22 protein-coding genes are annotated in these 19444 nt (G+C 69.8%); 7 read left to right on the top strand and 15 right to left on the bottom strand.

Annotated features, from left to right (window positions below; genetic code table 11):
* Window positions 1-68: 68 nt before the first annotated feature.
* Together ACFWX1_RS04905 and ACFWX1_RS04900 are read right to left on the bottom strand one after the other, a co-directional pair.
* Window positions 69-488, bottom strand: a complete 420-nt coding sequence (locus ACFWX1_RS04905; protein ID WP_378383919.1) for a DUF4267 domain-containing protein — start codon at window positions 486-488, stop codon at window positions 69-71.
* 38 nt (window positions 489-526) lie between these two features.
* Window positions 527-1105 (bottom strand): DUF6506 family protein, encoded by a 579-nt coding sequence (locus ACFWX1_RS04900; protein ID WP_378383917.1) that lies wholly within the window; start codon window positions 1103-1105, stop codon window positions 527-529.
* A 165-nt stretch (window positions 1106-1270) separates the two neighbouring features.
* Here ACFWX1_RS04900 and ACFWX1_RS04895 point away from each other — a divergent pair, with 165 nt between their 5' ends.
* Window positions 1271-2290 (top strand): methyltransferase, encoded by a 1020-nt coding sequence (locus ACFWX1_RS04895; RefSeq protein WP_378383915.1) that lies wholly within the window; start codon window positions 1271-1273, stop codon window positions 2288-2290.
* An 18-nt stretch (window positions 2291-2308) separates the two neighbouring features.
* On the opposite strand, the gene ACFWX1_RS04890 is transcribed toward ACFWX1_RS04895, so the two are convergent.
* Window positions 2309-2896: an NADPH-dependent FMN reductase gene (locus ACFWX1_RS04890; RefSeq protein WP_378383913.1), complete on the bottom strand. Its 588-nt coding sequence runs from the start codon at window positions 2894-2896 to the stop codon at window positions 2309-2311.
* Window positions 2897-3142: 246 nt separating this feature from the next.
* Here ACFWX1_RS04890 and ACFWX1_RS04885 point away from each other — a divergent pair, with 246 nt between their 5' ends.
* Window positions 3143-3778: a TetR/AcrR family transcriptional regulator gene (locus ACFWX1_RS04885; RefSeq protein WP_378383911.1), complete on the top strand. Its 636-nt coding sequence runs from the start codon at window positions 3143-3145 to the stop codon at window positions 3776-3778.
* 286 nt (window positions 3779-4064) lie between these two features.
* Window positions 4065-4952, top strand: coding sequence for a carbohydrate-binding protein (locus ACFWX1_RS04880; protein WP_378383909.1), 888 nt, complete (start codon window positions 4065-4067; stop codon window positions 4950-4952).
* Here ACFWX1_RS04880 and ACFWX1_RS04875 read toward each other — a convergent pair.
* Entirely contained in the window at window positions 4942-5925 is a 984-nt protein-coding gene (locus ACFWX1_RS04875; protein WP_378383907.1) for a LysR family transcriptional regulator, read from the bottom strand. The two genes, ACFWX1_RS04880 and ACFWX1_RS04875, sit on opposite strands and share 11 nt — an antisense overlap.
* A gap of 143 nt (window positions 5926-6068) precedes the next feature.
* On the opposite strand from ACFWX1_RS04875, the gene ACFWX1_RS04870 reads away from it, so the two are divergent.
* Both ACFWX1_RS04870 and ACFWX1_RS04865 read left to right on the top strand, forming a co-directional pair.
* Window positions 6069-6947: a DUF2268 domain-containing protein gene (locus ACFWX1_RS04870; RefSeq protein WP_378383905.1), complete on the top strand. Its 879-nt coding sequence runs from the start codon at window positions 6069-6071 to the stop codon at window positions 6945-6947.
* A gap of 462 nt (window positions 6948-7409) precedes the next feature.
* A complete protein-coding gene (locus tag ACFWX1_RS04865) occupies window positions 7410-8036 on the top strand; it encodes a hypothetical protein (RefSeq protein WP_378383903.1) in 627 nt (208 codons plus the stop codon).
* A gap of 77 nt (window positions 8037-8113) precedes the next feature.
* On the opposite strand, the gene ACFWX1_RS04860 is transcribed toward ACFWX1_RS04865, so the two are convergent.
* From ACFWX1_RS04860 to ACFWX1_RS04835, 6 genes are all read right to left on the bottom strand, one after another.
* Window positions 8114-8587, bottom strand: coding sequence for a hypothetical protein (locus ACFWX1_RS04860; RefSeq protein WP_378383901.1), 474 nt, complete (start codon window positions 8585-8587; stop codon window positions 8114-8116).
* 106 nt (window positions 8588-8693) lie between these two features.
* The gene (locus tag ACFWX1_RS04855; protein ID WP_378383899.1) at window positions 8694-10502 is read right to left on the bottom strand and encodes an ABC transporter ATP-binding protein; all 1809 of its coding nucleotides are present in this window, start codon (window positions 10500-10502) and stop codon (window positions 8694-8696) included.
* Window positions 10499-10930, bottom strand: a complete 432-nt coding sequence (locus ACFWX1_RS04850) for a lasso peptide biosynthesis B2 protein (RefSeq protein ID WP_378383897.1) — start codon at window positions 10928-10930, stop codon at window positions 10499-10501. The genes ACFWX1_RS04855 and ACFWX1_RS04850 overlap by 4 nt, the downstream gene beginning before the upstream one ends.
* Window positions 10927-11190: a lasso peptide biosynthesis PqqD family chaperone gene (locus ACFWX1_RS04845; protein WP_378383895.1), complete on the bottom strand. Its 264-nt coding sequence runs from the start codon at window positions 11188-11190 to the stop codon at window positions 10927-10929. The genes ACFWX1_RS04850 and ACFWX1_RS04845 overlap by 4 nt, the downstream gene beginning before the upstream one ends.
* Window positions 11187-13016, bottom strand: coding sequence for an asparagine synthase-related protein (locus tag ACFWX1_RS04840; RefSeq protein WP_378383893.1), 1830 nt, complete (start codon window positions 13014-13016; stop codon window positions 11187-11189). Before ACFWX1_RS04840 ends, ACFWX1_RS04845 begins: the two co-directional genes overlap by 4 nt.
* Window positions 13017-13141: 125 nt before the next feature.
* Window positions 13142-13258, bottom strand: coding sequence for a lasso RiPP family leader peptide-containing protein (locus tag ACFWX1_RS04835; protein ID WP_378383891.1), 117 nt, complete (start codon window positions 13256-13258; stop codon window positions 13142-13144).
* A gap of 482 nt (window positions 13259-13740) precedes the next feature.
* On the opposite strand from ACFWX1_RS04835, the gene ACFWX1_RS04830 reads away from it, so the two are divergent.
* Window positions 13741-14445, top strand: a complete 705-nt coding sequence (locus ACFWX1_RS04830) for an NUDIX domain-containing protein (RefSeq protein WP_378383889.1) — start codon at window positions 13741-13743, stop codon at window positions 14443-14445.
* Here ACFWX1_RS04830 and ACFWX1_RS04825 read toward each other — a convergent pair.
* Both ACFWX1_RS04825 and ACFWX1_RS04820 read right to left on the bottom strand, forming a co-directional pair.
* A complete protein-coding gene (locus ACFWX1_RS04825; RefSeq protein ID WP_378383887.1) occupies window positions 14382-14579 on the bottom strand; it encodes a hypothetical protein in 198 nt (65 codons plus the stop codon). The two genes, ACFWX1_RS04830 and ACFWX1_RS04825, sit on opposite strands and share 64 nt — an antisense overlap.
* Before the next feature lie 93 nt (window positions 14580-14672).
* On the bottom strand, window positions 14673-15377 hold the full coding sequence (locus ACFWX1_RS04820) for an NUDIX domain-containing protein (protein WP_378383885.1): 705 nt from the start codon (window positions 15375-15377) through the stop codon (window positions 14673-14675).
* A gap of 170 nt (window positions 15378-15547) precedes the next feature.
* Here ACFWX1_RS04820 and ACFWX1_RS04815 point away from each other — a divergent pair, with 170 nt between their 5' ends.
* Window positions 15548-16435 carry a hypothetical protein gene (locus tag ACFWX1_RS04815; RefSeq protein ID WP_378383883.1) on the top strand — a complete coding sequence of 296 codons (888 nt, stop codon included), beginning with the start codon at window positions 15548-15550 and terminating at the stop codon, window positions 16433-16435.
* Window positions 16436-16450: 15 nt separating this feature from the next.
* On the opposite strand, the gene ACFWX1_RS04810 is transcribed toward ACFWX1_RS04815, so the two are convergent.
* From ACFWX1_RS04810 to ACFWX1_RS04800, 3 genes are read right to left on the bottom strand one after another with little or no spacing between them, the layout of a single operon-like run.
* Entirely contained in the window at window positions 16451-17539 is a 1089-nt protein-coding gene (locus tag ACFWX1_RS04810) for an AAA family ATPase (protein ID WP_378383881.1), read from the bottom strand.
* A gap of 9 nt (window positions 17540-17548) precedes the next feature.
* Window positions 17549-18586, bottom strand: a complete 1038-nt coding sequence (locus ACFWX1_RS04805; RefSeq protein WP_378330271.1) for an aliphatic amidase — start codon at window positions 18584-18586, stop codon at window positions 17549-17551.
* A 28-nt stretch (window positions 18587-18614) separates the two neighbouring features.
* Window positions 18615-19232, bottom strand: coding sequence for an AmiS/UreI family transporter (locus ACFWX1_RS04800; RefSeq protein WP_378383879.1), 618 nt, complete (start codon window positions 19230-19232; stop codon window positions 18615-18617).
* Window positions 19233-19444: the final 212 nt, after the last annotated feature.

Genomic DNA, 19444 nt, shown 5'->3' with positions numbered 1-19444 from the left:
TTGCGGGGGGGGGGGGCTGCGGGGCGGGCGGTGGGGGGGGGCGGGGCCCCCCCCACCCCGCCTTTCCGTCACCGGTCCGGGCGGTCGCCGGGCAGCCCCGCGCAGATCGCCGCGGTGGCGACCGCGGTGCCGAACGCGGCGATGACGAACTTGGCCCTGCTTTCGGCGGGCAAATCCCGCCACGCGGCCAGTGTCGCGACACCGTCGACGGCATCGACGACGCCGCCCGCCGCGAGCCACCAGCCCGCACTCCGGTTTCCCGCCACCGTGGCGCCCAGCGCGCCGAGCCCGAGCATGAGGTCACGCCCGCCCGAAGCCCGGCCGAGAACGCGTACCGAAGTGTGCTTGCGCGAACCGCTTTCCGCGCCCAGCCAGCTGCCGGCGAGCCGGTCCGGCCGGGTCACCGCGAGGAACCCGATCGCCACCCGCGCCGCGGCCATCGCCACGGCCGAACCGCGGGCCAGCCAGGTGATTCCGTTAGTGCTCATGGCCTGTCCCTCCATCCTTTCCCGTTCCGGGCAGCCGGTCACTGGCGTCCATAAAGGACCATTCCGACGGGCGTCCTGCCCTCGGCGGCCGCGAGGATCTCCGCGGCGGGCGCCGGGCCGATCCCCCGGTACAGTTCGACGAGATCCGCCGTCGCGTCGCGGACGAGGCCGCAGCCCACCTCGGCCGCGGCGGCCTGGTCCGGCACCGGGATGAACCGGATCAGCGCCGTCCCGCTTTCCGTGGTCACTTCGTCGGTTTCGGGATTCGCGCCTTCGGCCAGGAAAAGAAGCGCGACGCTGACCCTTTCGCCGCTCATGAGCCGCGCCTCGAAAGCGTTCGCCCCGGCGACGGATTCGACCCCGAAGGTGCAGACGCCGACCGGCACTTCGTCGTTCACCCCCGCGCGGACCTTCGCGAAAGCGCGTGGCCCGAGCGCGCCGCACAATTCGATCCGGCGCACCCCTTCGCCGACCAGATCCGCCGCGACTCCGGCGACGGCGTCATCTCCTTCCACCGGAACGAAGATCGTCCGGGAATCCTTGATGTCCAGCACCGTCCGGTCTTCGACGGAATGCGCGCCCGGCTGATTGTAGATAATGGCTTCGACAGTGGTCATCGGGGAAACCTCCCAGGTTCCGTTCGCGGTCAACGATATGTGCGGCCGATGTTCTCGACAAGCCGGTACGGATGAGGTGATAATTGTGCCGCCGGGGAATTCGGGTGAATTTCCCGGACGTTTCTTCCGAGGGGAAAGCGTTCCGCGTGACGAAGGGGATTCACCATGAGCGGTAGCAGGGAGTACCCGCCGTCCGTCGAGCTGACCCGGCTGATGGACGGCGCCGTGATCGCGCAGCTGATCTGCCTCGCCGCCGACCTGGGGGTGGCCGATCTGCTCGCGGAAGGCACGCGATCCCTGGTGGAACTCGCCGAGCGGACCGGGAGTTCACCCGACGCCCTGCAGCGGATGCTGCGGACGCTGGCGAGCGCCGGTGTGTTCGCCGAGCCGGAGCCCGGGATCTTCGCGCTGACTCCGCTCGCGGAGCCGCTGCGCACGGATTCGGCGGACTCGGTGCGGGATCTCGCCCGGATCCGCGGCTCCCGCGAGCACTGGCGCACGATCGGCGAACTGCGCCACAGCGTGCGCACCGGACGGGCGGCTTTCGACCAGGTCCACGGCACCGACTGGTGGACCTACCTGGACACGCATCCCGGACAGTCCGGGTTGTTCATCCGCGCGATGGGGGACCAGGCACGGCAGGTCCATCTCGCCGCGGCGGACGCCTACGACTTCTCCACCGCGAAACGGCTGGTCGACGTCGGCGGCGGGCGAGGAGACCTCGTGGCGCTCCTGCTCGGCCGCTACCCCGGCCTCACCGCCGTCGTGTACGACCGGCCGCGTGCCGTGGCCGAGGCCGAAGCCGTGCTCACCGGCGCGGGGGTGCGGGATCGGGCGGAACCGGTCGCCGGGGACTTCTTCGAGTCGGTGCCACCCGACGGCGACGTCTACCTGCTTTCCCGGATCCTGCACGACTGGAACGACGAACAGGCCGTCGCCGTCCTGCGGGCCGTGGCACGCGCGATTTCCCCCGGCGGGAAGGTCGTTCTCGTCGAATTGGTCGTTCCGGAAGGGGACGCGTTCCACCCGGCCAGGACCATGGACCTCATCATGCTCGCGATGCACGGCGGTAAGGAGCGTTCCGTGTCCGGGTTCGCGGCGCTGTTCGCGGCCGCCGGGCTGGCCTACGTCGAGACCCGTCCCACGGGATCCCCGATGAGCCTTGTCATCGCCGAAGCCCGTTGACGTGCCCGGCCCCGGAATTCAGGTCAGCTCCACCTTGTCCCGGCTGCGGGCGGCTTCGCCGAGCTGGGTGAGCAGCCTGCCGAGGGCGAACCGGTGGGCCGGGTCGTGAAGCGTTCCTTCGGCGGTGAAAACCCTGTCGCAGTGCGCTACACACAGGGGGTCGCCGATCACCGTCGCGCCACAGGCATCCAGGACGCGGTGCACCGTTTCCTGCGACCATCGGGCGCCGTAGGCACTCGGGCTCGCGCTGATGACGGCGACCGGCTTGCCCGCCAGTACTCCCCGGCCGGTCGGCCTGGACAGCCAGTCGAGCGCGTTCTTCAGCTGCCCGGGAATTGACGTGTTGTATTCGGGTGTCGCGATCAGTACGGCGTCGCACCGCGTCACGCGTTCCCGCATCGCACCGACCGCGGGGCCGGGATCGTGCTCGTGGTCCTCGTTGAAGGGCGGGATGGTTTCGAGCCCGTTCCACAGTTCCACCCGCTCGCCGGGACCGGCGAGCCGGTACGCCGCGCGCAGCAGCGAGGTGTTGTGCGAACGCGTGCGAAGGCTGCCGGAAATGCCGAGGATGTCGGCGACAGCCGGAGTCGCGTGCCCCTGGGTCATACGGTGTTTCCCCTCAGGTGTTCGGGTCCCGGCGTGCCGGGCACGCCATCCGCGCTGGGGGTCGCGGAGCGGGCCCGGCACGCCGGGGATGGTGCCGCGGCGAGGGCTTCTGCTGCCGGGCCGGCCCGGCCGGAAGCGGTACGCTATCCGCATACGACGATAACCGGATTGCGATCCGGATAGCAAGCACGTAGCGGATAACGTTCCGGTACGTGGCTCGACGCGGGGGAAGGGGCGCTGCCGTACATGACAGCGGACGCGACGCCATCGGCGAGTTCGGCGGAGGGGCGGCCCGCCGCCGACCAGGCCCGCACCGAGCGGGCGGACGCCGCGCGCAACCGTGCGAAGATCCTGACCACGGCCGAAGAGCTAGTGGCCGAGTACGGCGTCACCGCGCTGTCCATGAACTCGGTGGCGGCCGCCGCCGGGGTGGGGGTCGGCACCGTCTACCGGCGCTTCACCGACCACGCCGGGCTCGTCGAAGCGCTGATGGACCATCGCGAAACCCAGTTGCAGGAGGACATGCGCTCGGGTCCGCCGCCGCTGGGACCCGGCGCGCCGCCGATCGAGCGCATCAAGGCCTTCCTGCACGCCTACGTCGACGTGCTCGAGTTCTACGCGCCGCTGATGGCCGAGGCCGAGCGGACCATGGCGCGCGCACGCAGGTACCGCAGCGGCCCGTACGCGGTCCATCACCGGCATCTCGCAGACCTGATCACCGAAGCGGCGCCGAAGGCCGACGCCCACTACCTCGCCGACGCGCTCCTGGCCCCGCTGGCGGCCGGGCTGTTCACCTACCAGCGGCATGAGGAAGGCCTCGAGCTGCACCGGATCAGGGCCGGGCTGGACGCGCTCGTCGAGGGCATCGGCACGCTGCGCTGATCGCAGTTTGATGGGCCGTGAAGGCCTCCTTGCCAGCGTTCAGCGCCGGTAAGGAGGCCTTCACGGCATTGTTCGTGACAGGGGCATTGCGCCGAATGGCGGTATAACGCCGTCTCCTGGTGAAAACCCATGCCCCCGCCTGCCTGCGGCGATCCGCCGATCCCCGCCGAAAGTCGGTGCCAGGCAACGGAAACACCGACCTACGATCCGTTTCCCCGCGGGCGGGCCTTCTCCCCTTTCCCTGCCGTCCGCGCGTTTCCTTCGCCGAAAACGAGGAGATGCATCGATGCGGAAATCGTTCGCTTTGCTCTGCTCCGCCGCGGTGGCCGCGGTGGTCGTCGCCGCCGGCCCGTCCGCTTCCGCCGCACCGGCCGGGGTGGTGCCCGGGCTGACCGGGGACGCCGCGAAGGCCGCCGCCGGGCCCTCGGCCGACCGGTTCCTCCAACTGCGCCGCGAACAGGCGTCGCGGCAGAACGGGACGCCGCGGATCGCGGCGCAGAAGCACACCTTCTGGGGCCCCGAACCGCAGTTGTCCAGCGGCGCGGACGGCCTGGTCGTCACCCACGGCGTCACCCCGGGCCTGCGGATCTCGAACCAGGCCGACGTCGTCTACGCGCCCACCGTGAAACCCACCGGGCACTCCTGCATCGAGGTCGTCACCGCCTACGGGCTCGGCCAGTCCGCACAGGTCTGGGCATGGGACTGGTGCAAGTCGGTGTCACCGGCCAAGGTCGTGCCGATCGACAGCGCTTTCCTCGGTTCCTACACCACCACGGTGAACGGGCACCCGGCCTACACGGTGCAGGAGGTCCGGACCAACTCCTCCACCAACAGCTGGACCGCGTCGCTCTACAACGTGAAGACCGGTTCGTGGGACGCGCTGTTCACACAGAGCGGGACCGACAAGAGCAACCTCAGCGAGGGCTGGGACATCTTCGAGCTCTACTCGACCCGTAACCCCGCGACGGGCAACGCGTACTACTGCGCGGACGCACGGGGCGCGGTGTTCGAGTCCAGTTCGCTGAAGCTGCGTGTCGGCGGGCAGTGGACGGCGGCGACGCCGTCGAACTCGCCGCTGCGGCCCACCGCGAATCCGCGTCCGGCCGACTACGACTGCTCGACGCTGCGATTCGAGGTGCCCACGCCCAACAGCAACTGGCGGGTCACCGTCTGAGCCCGGCGTAGCCGGCGGGCAGGAGGTCGCGGCCGCGTTCGTGCCACCACTGGTCGAACGCGGCACTGCACCCCTGCCGGCCGGCGTAGCTGCGGACGACGGCGTCGTGCACCTCGTCGATCCGGTCCGCCACCACCGTGCCCGGCCGGTAGCAGAGCCGCAGTTCCTGCCACAGAGGCGCGTCTTCGATCGCGCGCACCACGATGTTCGCCTGCTTGTCCTCGCGGGTCGCCAGCGCGGGGGCGAGCGCCATACCTTCACGCACCAGATCCAGCAGGGTGGCCAGGCACTGCGGGCGGTGCGGCTGATCGAGCACCACACCGTGCCGCCGGCACACGCCCTGCAGGTAGGCCGACCACCGCGTGGTCCACGGCGGATCGTCCGCCCACGGGTATTCGGCGATCTCGGCGAGGGGGACCGCGCCGGGCCGCGTCAGCGGATGATCCTCCGCCAGGATCACGAAAACCGGTTCCCGCGGATGCACCACGACGCTTTCGACGCCGTCCGGAACGATCCGGTCCGGCAACGGCGGGAGGTAGACCAGCGCCAGGTCGAGCGTGCCCGCGGCGACCCTGGCCAGCGTGGTGGTCTCGTCCTGGTCCTCGTGCACGCTCACCGTGTCGCACCACGGCCGGTCCCGCAGCCACCGGGACACCGCGAGGTGCAGGAAGCCGCAGTACCCGCCGACCCGCAGCGTCCCCGGCGTTTCCCGCCGCTCGCCGAGCCGGTCGGTCAGCGCGGACATCCCGGCCAGCACCGCTCGCGCGTCGGCGACGACGTCCGCGCCGAGCGAGGTCGGCACGCAGCCGGTGGGTGAGCGCGCGAACAGGAGCCCGCCGACCGACCGTTCGACGCGCCGCAGGAGCCCGGACAACGCGGGCTGGGAGACGTGCAGCACCTTCGCCGCGCGGACGAGGCTGTGCGTGTCGGCGATGGCCACGAGTGCGCGCAGATGGCGTAGTTCCAGCTCCATGACTCCTCCGCAGGCCAGGCGGTGCGTCACCGCGCGGGCACCCGAGTTCGTCCACTGTAATCCGGATGATCGCCTCGGATTAGCGACGCGAGTCGGGTCTCGGCTTGAGTCTCCCGCGACAGGAGGCTTTACCGTCCAGCCCCATGAAGATCATCGTTCACGACACCGGCGCGGCCATGCTCGACCTGCTGGCGCGCCCGGTCGAGCAGCGCACGGAGGCACTGCGGGAGATCCTCGCTCCGCTGCGCAATCCCTACGTACCGTTGCACGAGCCCGAGGTGCACTACGGCTTCAGCGGTTTCCGGGTGGACAGGGACGATCCGCGCTACGAACAGGCGCTGCGGCAGATGCGAGAGGCCGACGTCTGGGGACGGATGCGGGAAACCGCCGCCGCGGCCTGGGAACGGCTCGATGCCGCCGTGCCCGGGGTACGGCACGCGGACCAGGTCGACGTGGTGCTGATGCTCGGCGATCCCGACGACGACTACCTCGTCGAGCGCAGTGCCGGTTATCTGGGCATGGGCGGTATTCCCGGCAGTGTCATGCAGACGATGTGGCCCACCGGGACCAGCCTGGCGAAGATCCCCTACGCCACCGCGCACGAGATCCACCACAACGTGCGCTACGCCAACGTGGTCTGGGATCCGGCGACTGTCACCGTCGGCGAACACGTCGTGGCCGAGGGCCTGGCCGAGGCCTTCGTCCGGGAACTGGCGGGCGAGCGGGCCATGGGCCCGTGGTCGCGTTCGCTCGACGGCGCCGAGCTGGAGAGCGCTTACCGGAAGATCACCGGCGCGATCGATCTGGCCGGGATGCAGTACCTGACTCCCTACGTCATCGGTGACACCATCGCCATCCGCGCGGGCCAGGAACCGGTGGGGCTGCCCGATTTCGCCGGGTACGCGGTCGGGCTCCGCATCGTGGACGCCCATCTCGCCGCCACCGGCCTCACCGCCGCCGAAAGCGTCGCGCTGCCGGTGGGTGAGATTCTCGCCAACGCGGGCGTGCCCACCACGAACTGACCCGAAACCGAGGACGGTCACCTGGTGTGTCCTTTGTGGATTAACCGGCCGTGAAGGTCTTTGCCTTGTCGCGAACGCTCCGTTCGGGACGATCACCGTCCTGAACGGAGCGTTCGCGACAACGGGTGTGGCGCCCAGCGTCGCCGTGCGGGTGTCGGGAACGACGCGTTCGAGACGTTCACCGTCGCCAACGGCGCGTTCAGGACATCGCGGTCGATCGGCGCGGCGGGATGTACTGCAGGAGTCCTTCAGCGCGCGGCCGGATTGCGACAAGGGCGTCCCTCGGTTCCGGCGGCCGCCGAAAACCCGCGGCATGTCTCCCATACCGGGAAACGCCCAAGGCCGGGAATTTCACAGTGAATAGTGTGGACGCCGATGGTGTGCTGGGTCACTTGACCGCAAAAGTCGTTCGTTCCTAGCCTTTTCCGGGTCATCCCATCCCCGAATCGAAATGGGAATACCATGACGCTCGCCCAGTACTCCCGCCCGATCGCCGTCGTGCTCACCGCGGGAATCGTGGCCCTCGGGATCACCCCCGTCGCCTCGGCCGCGACCGGCCCGGAAAGCACGTCCGCCGTTCTCGCGCCCGCCCAGCAGGAAACCGTCCGTGCCGCGCTGCAAAAGGTGGTCACCACGGAGAACGTCGACGCGCTGATCGCCGCGGGCGACGCGGACACCGCGCGGCAGCTCGCCCCGGTCAAGGCGGCGCTGGCCGGGGACGGCGGTATCGACATCATCGGCGGGCTGAAGGAGCTGCTGAAGTTCGCCCAGCCGATCATCGTCCAGGCACTGCGGGTCGGCGGCCCGATCGCCGCGGGCGTGCTGGAGTCGATCGGGGACCTCGTCGCGGCGATCCCCGGGGTCGGCATCGGCGGGCCCATCACCCAGGCCGTGCTCAAGCCGATCGCGCTGCTGATCAAGACGGGCGCCCCGGCGCTGGCCGACCTCATCGAGGGCATCAAGATCGAGGGCGTCGGGAAGAGCCAGGCGCGTCAGGTCATCACCGAGCACCTGCGCCAGGTCGAGAACCTGCCGGAGGACTCGGCCAAGGTGTTCGGCGCGGCGCTGGCCGAGGTCTACGGTTCCTGACCCGTGGACGGCAGGATGCCCCACTGTCCGCAGTGGACGGTGGGGCATCCGCATTCGCGCGGGGCGTCGCCGCTCGGTCAGTTCTTGGGAGGCTGTGGAATGGTTTCCGGCGCGTATGCGTAGACGGTGTTCCCCTGGACGAGCACGTGCCAGGCCGTCGCGCAGACGCGGTCGGTCTTGCCCTCCTGCCCGCTCGGCCACCAGCCGGCGGTCAGCGTCGCCGGTTTTTCGTCCGGCTTGCCCGGCGCGCAGGCGCCGAGGGCGGCCGGATCGTCGAGGGTGAAGCGCAGCAGCCGTTCGGAGCCGGTGGTGCGGATGACCTCGGTGACCGTCTTCGCGGCGTCCGGCACCCAGTCCGGCAGCTTGACGTCCTCGTCGGCCTTGCCCGCGACGCCGGTCGCGTAGTCCACCGATTTCACGTGCCCGTTCGACGCTTCGGTGACAGCTTCGGAAAGCGCGCAGCCCGCCAGGGTGGTCACGCTCAGCGCGGCCGCGCCACCGGCGATCGCGAAGGTGGCGACCCGGCGAAGCTTCGTGTTCCTCGTGCTCATGCTTCCAGTCAAGCGGCCGGGCCCCCGGCGGGCATCGGTCGTCCGGCCCGGCTTCCTCGGCCGGATGGCCGATCCGGCCCGGCACGAGGCGGGTAGCTCCGGACGTTCAGTGCCGGTGGTTCTCCCCGTCGAGCAGGTGCGCCACCTCGGAGTAGCCGCCCATGGCCCGGATCCGGCCGTGGTCCAGTACCACGACCGTGTCCGCCGCCCTGATGGTGGACGGCCGGTGGGCGATCACCAGCAACGTCGACTCGGCGCTGATGTGCTCGATCGTGCGTTCCAGCACCGCTTCGTTCGCCGCGTCCAGATGGGAGGTCGGCTCGTCCAGCAGCAGGAGGCGCGGACGCGGCAGCAGCGCGCGGGCGATCGCCACCCGTTGCTGCTCCCCGCCGGACAGCGCGCTGCCGTGCTCGCCGACCGGGGTGTCCAGCCCTCGCGGAAGCCGCTTCACCAGGCCCTCCAGGCTGGCCAGCCGTACGGCCCGGTCCACTTCCGCCGGGTCGGCGGAGGGGACGCCGTAGGTGATGTTCTCGCGGAGCGTGCCGTGCATGATGGGCGCGCTCTGTTCCACGAGGCTGATCATCGACCGGCACTCCGCGACGGTCATGCCCTCGACGCTGTCCCGGCCGTCCAGCAGGATGTGCCCGGTTTCCGGATCGTAGAAGCGGGCGATGAGCGCGAAGAGCGTCGACTTCCCCGCACCCGACGGCCCGACGAGCGCGACATGACTGTGGTGGGCCACGGTGAACGACACGTCGTGCAGCACGGGGCGGCCGGGCTCGTAGGCGAAGCCCACGTTGCGGAACTCGATCGCCGGGAGCTCGCCGTTCACGGTGTGCTCCCCGCCGGCGGGCCGGGTGAGCGCGGGTGGGGTGGCCTCGTCGTCCTCGGTGGGAACCTGGGCGATCTCTTCCACGCGCTGGAGCGCGGCCAGTCCTCTTTGGAGGGTCGCGAACACGTCGAAGATGTTCGCCAGCGGTGTGGCGATGTAGGTGACGTAGAGGAGGAAGCCGACGAGGTCGGCCAGCGAGGCCCCGCCGCTGCTCACCCGCAGGCCCCCGACCACCAGCACGGTGATCATCGCGCCGTGCACCGCCAGTGTCATCGCCGGGTTGATCACCGCGTTGCGCTTGACGGCCTGGATGTTGTCCGCATAGGCGCGGTGGGCCAGTTCGCCGATCCGGTCCCGCTCGCGGTTCTCCGCGCGCATGACCCGGACGGTGGGGATCGCCGCCAGCGCGCGCTCCAGTTCGGCGCTCATCCCGCCGAGGCTGTTCTGCGCGTCCTCCACCGAGCGGCGGATTCCGGCCAGCAGAAGCAGCGTGAGACCGCCGATGCCGCCGACGATCGCCGCCACGATGAGGAACATCGTCGCGTCCAGCCAGATCATCATGGCGATGCCGCCGATGATGACGAACACACCGACGCTCGCCTCCACGAGGTCGTACGCCAGGGAGTCGCGCAACAGCGTGGTGTCGCTCGTGGTGCGGGTGAGCAGGTCACCGATCCGGTGCTGGTGGTAGCGGCGCATCGGCCACCGCAGGATGCGGTCGACGATACGCAGCCGCAGGTGCAGCACGATGCCTTCCCCGGTCCGCTCCAGCAGGTAGTGGCTGCAGGCCGAGATGACGGCTTCGGCGAAGAACACGACGGCCAGCAGGCTCAGCAACAGGGCATAGGGCCTGTTGTTCGAGAACTCGTCGATGGTCCGGCTCGCCAGCAGCGGCTGCGCCAGGCCCATCGCACCGCTCAGCAGCGCCAGCACCATGGCCACGCCGATGGCCGCGCGGTGGCCGCGCGTGACGCGGATGAGATCACGCCAGTTCACCCGGGTCGCGCGCTCCTCGTCCGCGATCTCCGGCTCGGCGTCCTCGTCCCGGCGAAGGGTTTCGCCGGCGCGGGTGCTGTTCGTCATGCGGGGTCCTGTCGATGGTGTGGTCCGACCTTCAGCAAGGGACGGAAGGCCAGTACGTGTTCTCCCTCGTCCACGGCGCGCCCTTCGGCCTCGACCCAGGCGTGTGCGGCGAACGGCGTGGAGCGGACTCCCACCGTCCACACCGGCCACGAGCCCTGTGCCCGGCAGAGCAGGGTGGTGGCGATCGAGCGCGGCAGGCATCCCTTGCCCGCGCAGACCACACTCACTGCGATGACGGCCGACCGCGCCTCCTGCGCCTGCCGGTAGGTGGCAGGCCGGGCGCCCGCGCGCAGCACCGTCAGGATCCGGCGGATACGGCGGGGCGGCAAATGCGCCAACGCCAGTGCGAGAGCCACCGCCAGCCTGGCCCGCACGCGCGCGTGCCAGCGCGGCCTGCCCGCGGTGAACAGGGCTTCCGGTGTGCTCACGACCGCACCACGAGCCCGGCGGTCACGAGCCGGCCGACGAGTTCCCTGACATCGGCGACGACCTGCTCGAGGCCGACCGATCCGTCGTCGGCCAGCGCGCGGGCGATCTCGTGTTCGCCCGCGTCGGCGAGTCCCATGCGCAAGGCGGTGAAGCCGCTGGAGTTGAGCTGCCAGTATTGGCCGGACCGCTCGTCGAGGAGCACGCCGCCGCCGTCGCCGGTCTCGGCCAAGGACACGTCGTCGCGCAGGCTCATCGTCATGAGGAGACCTCCCTGGGGGAAGCACCGGCGGCGATCGGCTCCAGGTCACGCAGCCACCGCTCGCAGCTCAGTGTGATGGAGATGGCGTAGGGGGTGAACAGGCGGACGTTCAGGCTCGTGCAGACTTCCCGCAGTACCGCGGGATCGATCAGCTCCCGGTGGCCGAGCCGCGACTCGTCGCAGAGCGCCGCCAGCCGGCTCAGGTTGGTCCGCATGCCGGCGTGTTCGACGTTGGCGCCGTCGGCCTTCGTGGTCCGCGCCAGGCACCGATCCGGGACTATCCCGCGCATGGCTTCCACGAGCAGCGGCTTGTACCGCCACGGCGAGTGGCGCTCGTGGGCACGGGCCGCCATGCACGCCTCGATGACCGCGTCGTCCAGGTACGGCGACGTCACGCGGATGCCGTGCGCCGCGTAGAGCGGCACCGTCGCCCGTGCGATGGTGCCGGCGAGGCGAATTCCCCAGATCGTGTGATGGGCTGTCCAGTTGTGCCCGTGGCGGCGGGCCCGTTCCGCCTCCTCCGACAGCAGATCCCGGACGAGTTCCACCGCTCGCGGCGTCGCCCATGGCGGGAGCTGCACCAGATTGGCCGCGCCCTCGTCCTCCAGCGACGACGCGACGATGGTCCGCGCGCGCTTCGCCAGCCATCGGGGATAGGAATACCGGCGTTCCCAGGCATACGAGCCGATGTCGCGCCACCGCCAGTGCTCGAACGCCCGGTAGGCACGGAGATGACGGAGCGCGGTCATCGGCCGGGTGCGCAAGAGTTCGAAGACACCGGCGCCGCCGCCCCTCAGCGTTTCGTCGCCGCCGTCCCCGGTCAGGTGGACCTGGGAACCCGCCGAGGCGGCCCTGGCCGCGATCGCCCGGTACATCGGGCGGTCCTCCACACACGGGAACGGCTCGTCGGCGGCGGGCAACCGGTCGAGCAGATCGCTGTAGTGGCTGGGGAGTTCGGAAAAGCTCAGCAGGACGCGATCGAGGTGCGGCAGGTGCTCGGCGGCCAGATCCGCCCACAGGGGGTCGTCGTCGCCGACGTCCGCGCCGAGCTTGGTGATGGTGGTCAGTGGCCGGCCGCCGCGGGAAGCCAGGAAACACAGCGGAGTCGAGTCCAGGCCGCCGGACAGGTCGGCGGTCACCCTGAGCCCCGAGGCCAGCCGGGTCTGCACCGCGCCTGCCAGCGCGGTGCGCAGCGCACCGGCGGCCTGCGTCAGCGGCTGATCGTCGACCGGCGGCTCCCATCGACGGCGGACGCGGCCTTGTCCGTCCTGGCCGATGATCAGGCAGGAATCCTCCTCGACGGCGTGCACGCCCTGCCAGAGCGAGGAGTTCATGGTGTGCAAGGGAATCTCCGAAAGGAGGAAACGCAGCGCCAGCTGCCGCTCGTCCACCTCGGCGCCGATCAGCACGGCCAGCGCGTCGGCCCTCGTCGCGGCGAACGTGATGCCTCCGGCGGAAACCCGGAAGACCCGGCGCAGGCCCGACAACCCGCCCTGGACCCTGGTGGCGCCGTGCACGGAGGCGAAGAGGTGGAAGCTCCCGGCGGGCGAAAACGAGTCCAGCCCGGTCGTGTCGCCGGTGCGGGCGGCGATTTCGGCCAGCCGCCCGGTGCTCGCCGAACAGAACCCGAGAACGGCGATGGATACCTTTCCGCCGGGGGCGCCGACCCGCAGGTCCGCGGATTCCCAGGAGCCGAGCAGCCAAGGCCTTCCCGAGGGGTGATCGAGCCGCCGGGGTACCGGCCCGAGTCTTTCCGCCACGGTGGCTGCCCGGGGATGATCGGGCACCACGACGATCCATTCTCCGGTGAATTCGGCGGGATTCATCGCACGGTGCCCCTTTCGGATGAACGTGGTGTGCTCGCCTCGGTCTGTGTTGCCGGAACGCGGTTCGGCCGCGCGCGGTGGCGCGGGAGAGCCGGATTCCCGCGCCACCGCGCTACTGGCGTGTATCAGAGCAGGATGTGCCGAGGACGACGACGGCCTGCCTTGTCCTTCTTCGCCGGACGGCTGTGCATCGTCAGCCGCTCGAACGACCCCACCTTGACCAGGATCGGCTTCGAATACATGGTTGTGCACCTCCTTTCCACAATTGATGGCGAACGCGAGGTTCCAGGTGTCAATCGGGTCGGTAAGGTGTTTCCGGCGGGCTTGTGTTCACTTCGCGCGGAATGACCGTCCTGCGGGAAGTGACGTACACCTGCCGATGTGCTTGTGCAGTCGGCGCCGTGCTTTTTCCGTGGTAGCCGTGGTTACCGTGGCGAGCGGGTTCGCCGATGCCGAAAACCTGCGGTTCCCCCTGCCGGAGCGCGTGGCTCGCGGTCGTCCCCTGGTACCCCCAGTCACGTCGACCAGCAGACCACGTCCGGTGATCGGGCGGATACCCGCCGCCCGGCCGTACTTACCCCGTCGACTGGCCGGACAACGGCCGGTTTCCGCCGCGCCGCGTCACGCGATCACGGTTCGCGGCTCACCGCGCGCTTGCCTGGCGAGCGGAGTCCCGGCCTGTACCCGCGTTCCTGTCGAGGTGACAAATGGATAGGCTCGCGGGATGTCCCGCAGCCGTGCGCACCTGAAGGTCACCGTCACCGCGGATCTGGTGATCCTGACGATCCGGGCCGCCCGGTTGCAGGTGCTGCTGGTGGAACGGGGTGTCGAGCCGTTCGCCGGACGGCTCGCGTTGCCGGGCGGATTCCTGCGTGGCGCGGAGAGCCTCGACGAGACGGCGGCGAGGGAGCTGGCGGAGGAGACCGGGATGGACGCCTCCGCCCTGCATCTCGACCAGGTCGGCGTGTACTCCGCGCCGGACCGTGATCCGCGGGAGCCGCGGGTGATCACGTGCGCGTACCTGGCCATCGCCCCCGATCTGCCCCGGCCGACGGCGGGGTCGGACGCCCGGCTGGCCAGGTGGGTGCCGGTCACCGAGGCGCGGCGGACCCGGCTGGCCTTCGACCACGACGAGATCCTGCGGGACGCGATCGACCTCGCCAAGGCGAAACTTCAGTTCACCACGGTGGCGACCGCGTTCTGCGGCCCGGAATTCACCATCAGCGACCTGCGCGCGGTCTACGAGACGGTGTGGGGTGTCGAACTGGACAAGCCCAACTTCCACCGCAAGGTCACCGACGCCGACGGGTTCGTCGTCCCGCTCGGCACGAAGCGGTCGACGCCCAATGGCAGGCCGGCGGCCCTTTACCGCGCGGGAACGGCGTCGACGCTGATGCCCCCGATGATGCTGCCCCGCGACGACTCCTGAAACCCCATCGCGTGGGCGGCCCTGCCGAGTTCGTGCTGCGCGCACCCGGCCGCGATGCCGCCCAGCACGGCTCCGGCGGCGAACGCGAGCGCCATCGTCCGGATCGCTCGCCCGATCGTGCACTGGATTCTCATCGTTCCCCCTCGTTTATGTCACAGCGACAATTGCCGATGACATAACGGTAACCCGGCGCCACCATTAGTGTCAACGTGACGATAAGTGGCCGGTCACCGCGTACGCAGCATCGCCGGGTGCAGCAGCGCGGCGGGACCGCGCCGGTAGAGCGCCGCGGGACGGCCGACCTGCCGGGCGACGCGCTCGCCGGTGGGGATCAGGAATCCGGCGACACCGGTGATCTTCCGGTGGAAGTTGCGGGGATCGAGACTGGTGCCCCAGACGATCTCGTACACCTGCCGCAGATCGGTCATGGTGAATTCGGGCGGGCAGAACGCGGCCGCGAGTGTCGTGTACTCGAGCTTGCTCCGCGCCCGCTCGACCGCGTCGGCGATGATCTTCTTGTGGTCGAACGCGACCGCCGTCCCGGGGTCGAGCACCTTGTCCACCGGCAGCAGGATCGCCTCGCGGGCGTCGCCGCCCGCGGTGGGCGACGGCAGGTTCGGGGAGAACGCGAGATAACAGACGGTCACGACACGACGCCGGGGATCGCGGTCCGGCGCGCCGTAGGTGCCCAGCTGCTCGAGATGCAGTTCTTCGGTGCCGAGGCCGGTCTCCTCGGCCAGTTCGCGGGCCGCGGCGGCGTCGAGGCTCTCGGTCTCCGAAGCGAGGAACCCGCCGGGCAGTGCGAGCATGCCTTCGTAGGGTGGAATTCCCCTGCGTACCAACATGATCTGCAGTGCGCCGTCGTGCACGGTGAGCACGGCGAGGTCGACGGCGACCGCGATCTCGGGGATCGTCCAGGCGTCGTCGGTCATTTTCCGCACCTTCGTGCCACGTTCGCGGTGACGGCGTGGGGTGCGGACGAACGGGTGTCCACGTCGCACAGTGTAACGGTGGCAGTAATCGTCTTGTTGACGAAAATGGGACGTTTGGTCTAGCCTTGCACCTTGCTTTTCACAATTTGCGCCTCGGATCGAGGGATCACATGATTGTCGTCCTGACCGCACTGGAGATCGAACACGCCGCGGTCCGCGCGCACCTGACCGGCGTGGAACGGCACCGCCACCGGGCCGGGACGCTCTTCGACGTCGGCACGCTGGCCGCTCGGCCAGACCGCCGCGTCGCGCTGGCGGCGACCGGGATGGGCAACATCACCGCGGCCGCGCTGACCGAGCGGGCGATCGCGGAGTTCGAGCCGTCGATGCTGATGTTCGTCGGGGTGGCCGGTGGCCTGCGCGACTGGCTCCGGCTCGGCGACGTCGTGGTGGCCACCCGCGTCTACGGCTATCACGGCGGCCGCAGCGAGGACGCGGAATTCCTCGCCCGGCCGCGCGCGTGGGAGACCTCGCACCGGGCGGAGCAGACCGCCCGCTGGCTGGCCCGCTCCTCCGGCTGGTACCGGCCGATGCCTTCGGCGGACCCGGCCGCCGTGCCGGTGGTGCACTTCGAGCCCGTCGCGGCGGGCGACGTCGTGCTCAACTCACGGGTTTCGGATCTGGCGCACCAGCTTCGCCGGACCTACAACGACGCGGTCGCCATCGAGATGGAGAGCGCCGGATTCGCCGTGGCCGGTCACCTCAACGACCGCGTCCCGTCGATCACCGTACGGGGGATCAGCGATCTCGCGGGCGGCGCGAAGGACCAGACCGACGGCGAGGGCTGGCAGCAGGTCGCGGCCAGGAACGCGGCCGCCTTCGCGGTCGCGGTGGCGGCGGACCTCGAGGACGACGGGAAGGACCCTCCCGGACGCGGCGGGCCGTCGGGGCCGCCCGCCGGGCCCGGGAGGGAGATCCGTGCCACCAACATCGTCAACGGCAACGCCCGGTCCGTCATCCAGACCGGCGTCCACCACGGCGACATCAACATCGGCTGAACCGCCGGAACGGATTCAGGACTCGCCGGGCGGGGCGGCGCGGGTGGTCACCACCCCGCCGGAAACCCGCACGGCGATGGAAAGAGGGGAGCCCTGGCCGGGGGAGTGCTTCAGTACTTCCCCGGCCACGGGGGAAGCGACGAGCGTACGCAGCGCGCGCCGCAGCCCGCGCGCCCCATAAACCGGGTCGAATCCCTTCTCTCCCAACAGATCCACGACGTCGTCGGTGACGTCGAGCTGGATGCTCCGCCGCCGCAGTCGACGGCTCAGCAGCTCGATCTCCAGCGCCGCGATCCGGCGCGCCGTCGGCCGGTCGATCTCCCCGAACACCACGGTCTCGTCGATCCGGTTCAGGAACTCCGGGTCGAAGAAATCCCGCAGCGCGCGGTCGACGACCGTCTCGGCGGACAGCGCGCCGAGGCCGAGCCCCAGCCGGTCGGCCGCGCGACGCCACGGTGCCGCGCGGCGTCTGGCCAGTTCGGCCGAGCCGAGATTGGAGGTGAGGAACACGAAGCAGTTGCGGAACGAGATCTTCTCCTGCCCGTTCGCGAGCCGCAGTATCCCGGTGTCCAGCACCTGCAACAGGGCCCGCAACACCGTCGGATGTGCCTTCTCGACCTCGTCGAACAGCACGATCCCCGGGGTGTACGGGTCACCCTCCACTGTGGACCGATCGAAGAGGCTGTACGCCTCCTTCGCGCCCGCGTAGCCCGGCGGCGCACCGCTGAACGACGCGGCGTAGTGCTCCTGTGCCAGCGAGTTCATGTCCACCCGGCACAGATCGTCCGGTCCCGACCGCAGCAGCGCGGCCACCTGGCGGACCAGCTCGGTCTTGCCGACGCCGGTGGGACCGATCAGCAGCAGGTTGGCGGGCGGGCGGTCCGGGTCCTGCGCGCCGGCCTTGGCCAGCGTCAGCGCCCGGACCACCGCGTCCACCGCCGTGTCCTGGCCGAGTACCCGGCCACGCAGCTTTTCGGCCGCCGCGGCCGGGTCGAAGGAACCGGGCGGGCGCTTTTCCGAGCCGTCAGCGCCGTCGGTGCCGTTTTCGGACGGCTCTGGCCCGCGCCGGTTCTGGTCGTGGAACATGTCGGTCAGGTACGGCATTCCCGTTCCCTACGCCTGCTTGGTCTGCTCGACCGGCAGCGTGCCGACGCGGCAGTCCGCCACACCGACCGTGTCACGGGTAATCGTTTCCACGTTCTCCTGGGCTTTCTGCGCGTCGGTGACCCAGAGTTTGTAGAACTCGAACGGGCAATCCGCGACGCCCTTGTCGCCGTCGCCCGCCGCGTGCACACCGGAGTAACCCCGGTGCAGGAGCTTGAAAAGGTGGTTCTGCGACTGGTCGTGCTCGCGGGCGTCGCGGATCGCCGACAACGACAGCTGGGCGTACTGGATGCCATATTCCTCTTCGCCGGTCTCGCCGAGCGTGCGCCCGTCGAACCCGATGATCGACGAATGCCCGAAATAGGAATAGACACCGTCGAACCCGGCGGCGTTCGCCACGGCCACGTAACAGTTGTTGGCCCACGCCATCGACTTGGCCATGATCACCTGCTGGTCCTTGGCCGGGTACATGTACCCCTGGCAGCGCACGATGAGTTCGGCGCCCTTCATCGCGCAGTCCCGCCAGATCTCCGGGTAGTTCCCGTCGTCGCAGATGATCAGCGAGATCTTCATGCCCTTCGGGCCGGCGGTGACATAGGTCGAGTCGCCGGGGTACCAGCCCTCGATCGGGCACCACGGCAGGATCTTGCGGTACTTCTGCACGATGTCGCCGCGGTCGTTGATCAGCACGAGGGTGTTGTAGGGCGGTTTGTTCGGGTGGTCCTCGTGCTGTTCGCCGGTGATGGAGAAGACGCCCCAGGTACCGGCCTCGCGACAGGCCGCGGCGAAGATGTCGGTCTCCTCGCCGGGAACGGTGGCCGCGGTCGCGTACATCTCGTCTTGGTCGTACATGATGCCCTGCGTCGAGTACTCCGGGAACACCACCAGATCCATGCCCGGCAGCCCGGACTTCATGCCCACCACCATTTCGGCGATCTTGCGGGCGTTGTCGAGTACCTCCGCCTTGGTGTGCAGGCGCGGCATCTTGTAGTTGACCACCGCGACGCCGACCGTGTCGGGACTGGCGGAAATGTCACCGTGTCGCATGAGGACTCCTCTTCTCCGGGACGGGTTTTCAGGTCGTCGAGACAGCGGGTTCGGCGGCGGGTGTGCGTGCGCCGAGCAGCGCGGCGGCCACCAGCAGCAGCACGGCGACGGCGGCGGCGAGCAGCCCGGCACCCGCGCCGGTGGAGTAGCCGCCGGTCAGGCCGAGCAACGCGGGTACCGAGCAGGTCGGCTGGCTGAACAGGACGACGGTCCAGCCGGTGAACCGGGTCAGCCGCTCCATGCCGAGCCCGAGCACCAGGAAGAACAACGTCCACAGCAGCGCCCAGGCCAGCCAGATCACCCCGAACACCGGATCGTGGTCGTGCCAGAAGGAAATCCCGGCGTACACCACCGCGGCGCCCGCCACGAAGAGCGAGAACCAGCCGATGCCCTCGGGCGGCAGCCCGGCGAGGTTCGCGATGCCGACGTACAGGTAGGTGAAGCCGAACAGATACAGGCCGGACGCGGCGAGGATCGCGTTCTGCTGCCCGCCCGCCTGGATGATCAGCACCGTCGGGGTGACGCACTGAAGGCCGCCGACGAACAGGTTCAGCGGTGCGGCGGCCCGTGCCGGGACCCGGCCGAGCAGCATCAGGCCGTTGATCAGGAGTACGGCACCAACGTAGAGCAGGCCGACGTTGCCCATGCTCACCTCCGCGTAATGCGCATCACATGGAATAATTTCAGATGAAAGTAAGCGGTGGCATCCAGCACGTCAAGCCGGGTGGCCGAGCTGAAGGGGACTTTCAGTGCAGGGGATGAGCTGAAGGGGGGTTTTGGAGCAGAGCCCGCGGTGTGAGGTCTCTACGCGGGGCACGCGGGGGTGTGGACGGAATCGGAGAGCGAGGGGAACGCGGG

Origin of the sequence: Amycolatopsis sp. NPDC059021, assembly GCF_042739895.1 — a bacterium.
Lineage (GTDB): Bacteria > Actinomycetota > Actinomycetes > Mycobacteriales > Pseudonocardiaceae > Amycolatopsis.
The sequence above is the reverse complement of the archived record's forward strand: the minus strand, read 5'-3'. Positions and strand labels throughout refer to the sequence as shown.

Excerpts from the sequence above, each read along its gene's own strand:
- ACFWX1_RS04870 (WP_378383905.1), top strand. The coding sequence starts at position 6,069 with ATGAAGATCATCGTTCACGACACCGGCGCGGCCATGCTCGACCTGCTG.
- ACFWX1_RS04805 (WP_378330271.1), bottom strand. The coding sequence starts at position 18,586 with ATGCGACACGGTGACATTTCCGCCAGTCCCGACACGGTCGGCGTCGCG.
- ACFWX1_RS04890 (WP_378383913.1), bottom strand. The coding sequence starts at position 2,896 with ATGACCCAGGGGCACGCGACTCCGGCTGTCGCCGACATCCTCGGCATT.
- ACFWX1_RS04860 (WP_378383901.1), bottom strand. The coding sequence starts at position 8,587 with ATGAGCACGAGGAACACGAAGCTTCGCCGGGTCGCCACCTTCGCGATC.
- ACFWX1_RS04800 (WP_378383879.1), bottom strand. The coding sequence starts at position 19,232 with ATGGGCAACGTCGGCCTGCTCTACGTTGGTGCCGTACTCCTGATCAAC.
- ACFWX1_RS04830 (WP_378383889.1), top strand. The coding sequence starts at position 13,741 with ATGTCCCGCAGCCGTGCGCACCTGAAGGTCACCGTCACCGCGGATCTG.
- ACFWX1_RS04855 (WP_378383899.1), bottom strand. The coding sequence starts at position 10,502 with ATGACGAACAGCACCCGCGCCGGCGAAACCCTTCGCCGGGACGAGGAC.
- ACFWX1_RS04840 (WP_378383893.1), bottom strand. The coding sequence starts at position 13,016 with ATGAATCCCGCCGAATTCACCGGAGAATGGATCGTCGTGGTGCCCGAT.
- ACFWX1_RS04900 (WP_378383917.1), bottom strand. The coding sequence starts at position 1,105 with ATGACCACTGTCGAAGCCATTATCTACAATCAGCCGGGCGCGCATTCC.
- ACFWX1_RS04845 (WP_378383895.1), bottom strand. The coding sequence starts at position 11,190 with ATGACGATGAGCCTGCGCGACGACGTGTCCTTGGCCGAGACCGGCGAC.
- ACFWX1_RS04815 (WP_378383883.1), top strand. The coding sequence starts at position 15,548 with ATGATTGTCGTCCTGACCGCACTGGAGATCGAACACGCCGCGGTCCGC.
- ACFWX1_RS04835 (WP_378383891.1), bottom strand. The coding sequence starts at position 13,258 with ATGTATTCGAAGCCGATCCTGGTCAAGGTGGGGTCGTTCGAGCGGCTG.
- ACFWX1_RS04810 (WP_378383881.1), bottom strand. The coding sequence starts at position 17,539 with ATGCCGTACCTGACCGACATGTTCCACGACCAGAACCGGCGCGGGCCA.
- ACFWX1_RS04885 (WP_378383911.1), top strand. The coding sequence starts at position 3,143 with ATGACAGCGGACGCGACGCCATCGGCGAGTTCGGCGGAGGGGCGGCCC.
- ACFWX1_RS04880 (WP_378383909.1), top strand. The coding sequence starts at position 4,065 with ATGCGGAAATCGTTCGCTTTGCTCTGCTCCGCCGCGGTGGCCGCGGTG.
- ACFWX1_RS04865 (WP_378383903.1), top strand. The coding sequence starts at position 7,410 with ATGACGCTCGCCCAGTACTCCCGCCCGATCGCCGTCGTGCTCACCGCG.
- ACFWX1_RS04895 (WP_378383915.1), top strand. The coding sequence starts at position 1,271 with ATGAGCGGTAGCAGGGAGTACCCGCCGTCCGTCGAGCTGACCCGGCTG.
- ACFWX1_RS04825 (WP_378383887.1), bottom strand. The coding sequence starts at position 14,579 with ATGAGAATCCAGTGCACGATCGGGCGAGCGATCCGGACGATGGCGCTC.
- ACFWX1_RS04905 (WP_378383919.1), bottom strand. The coding sequence starts at position 488 with ATGAGCACTAACGGAATCACCTGGCTGGCCCGCGGTTCGGCCGTGGCG.
- ACFWX1_RS04875 (WP_378383907.1), bottom strand. The coding sequence starts at position 5,925 with ATGGAGCTGGAACTACGCCATCTGCGCGCACTCGTGGCCATCGCCGAC.
- ACFWX1_RS04820 (WP_378383885.1), bottom strand. The coding sequence starts at position 15,377 with ATGACCGACGACGCCTGGACGATCCCCGAGATCGCGGTCGCCGTCGAC.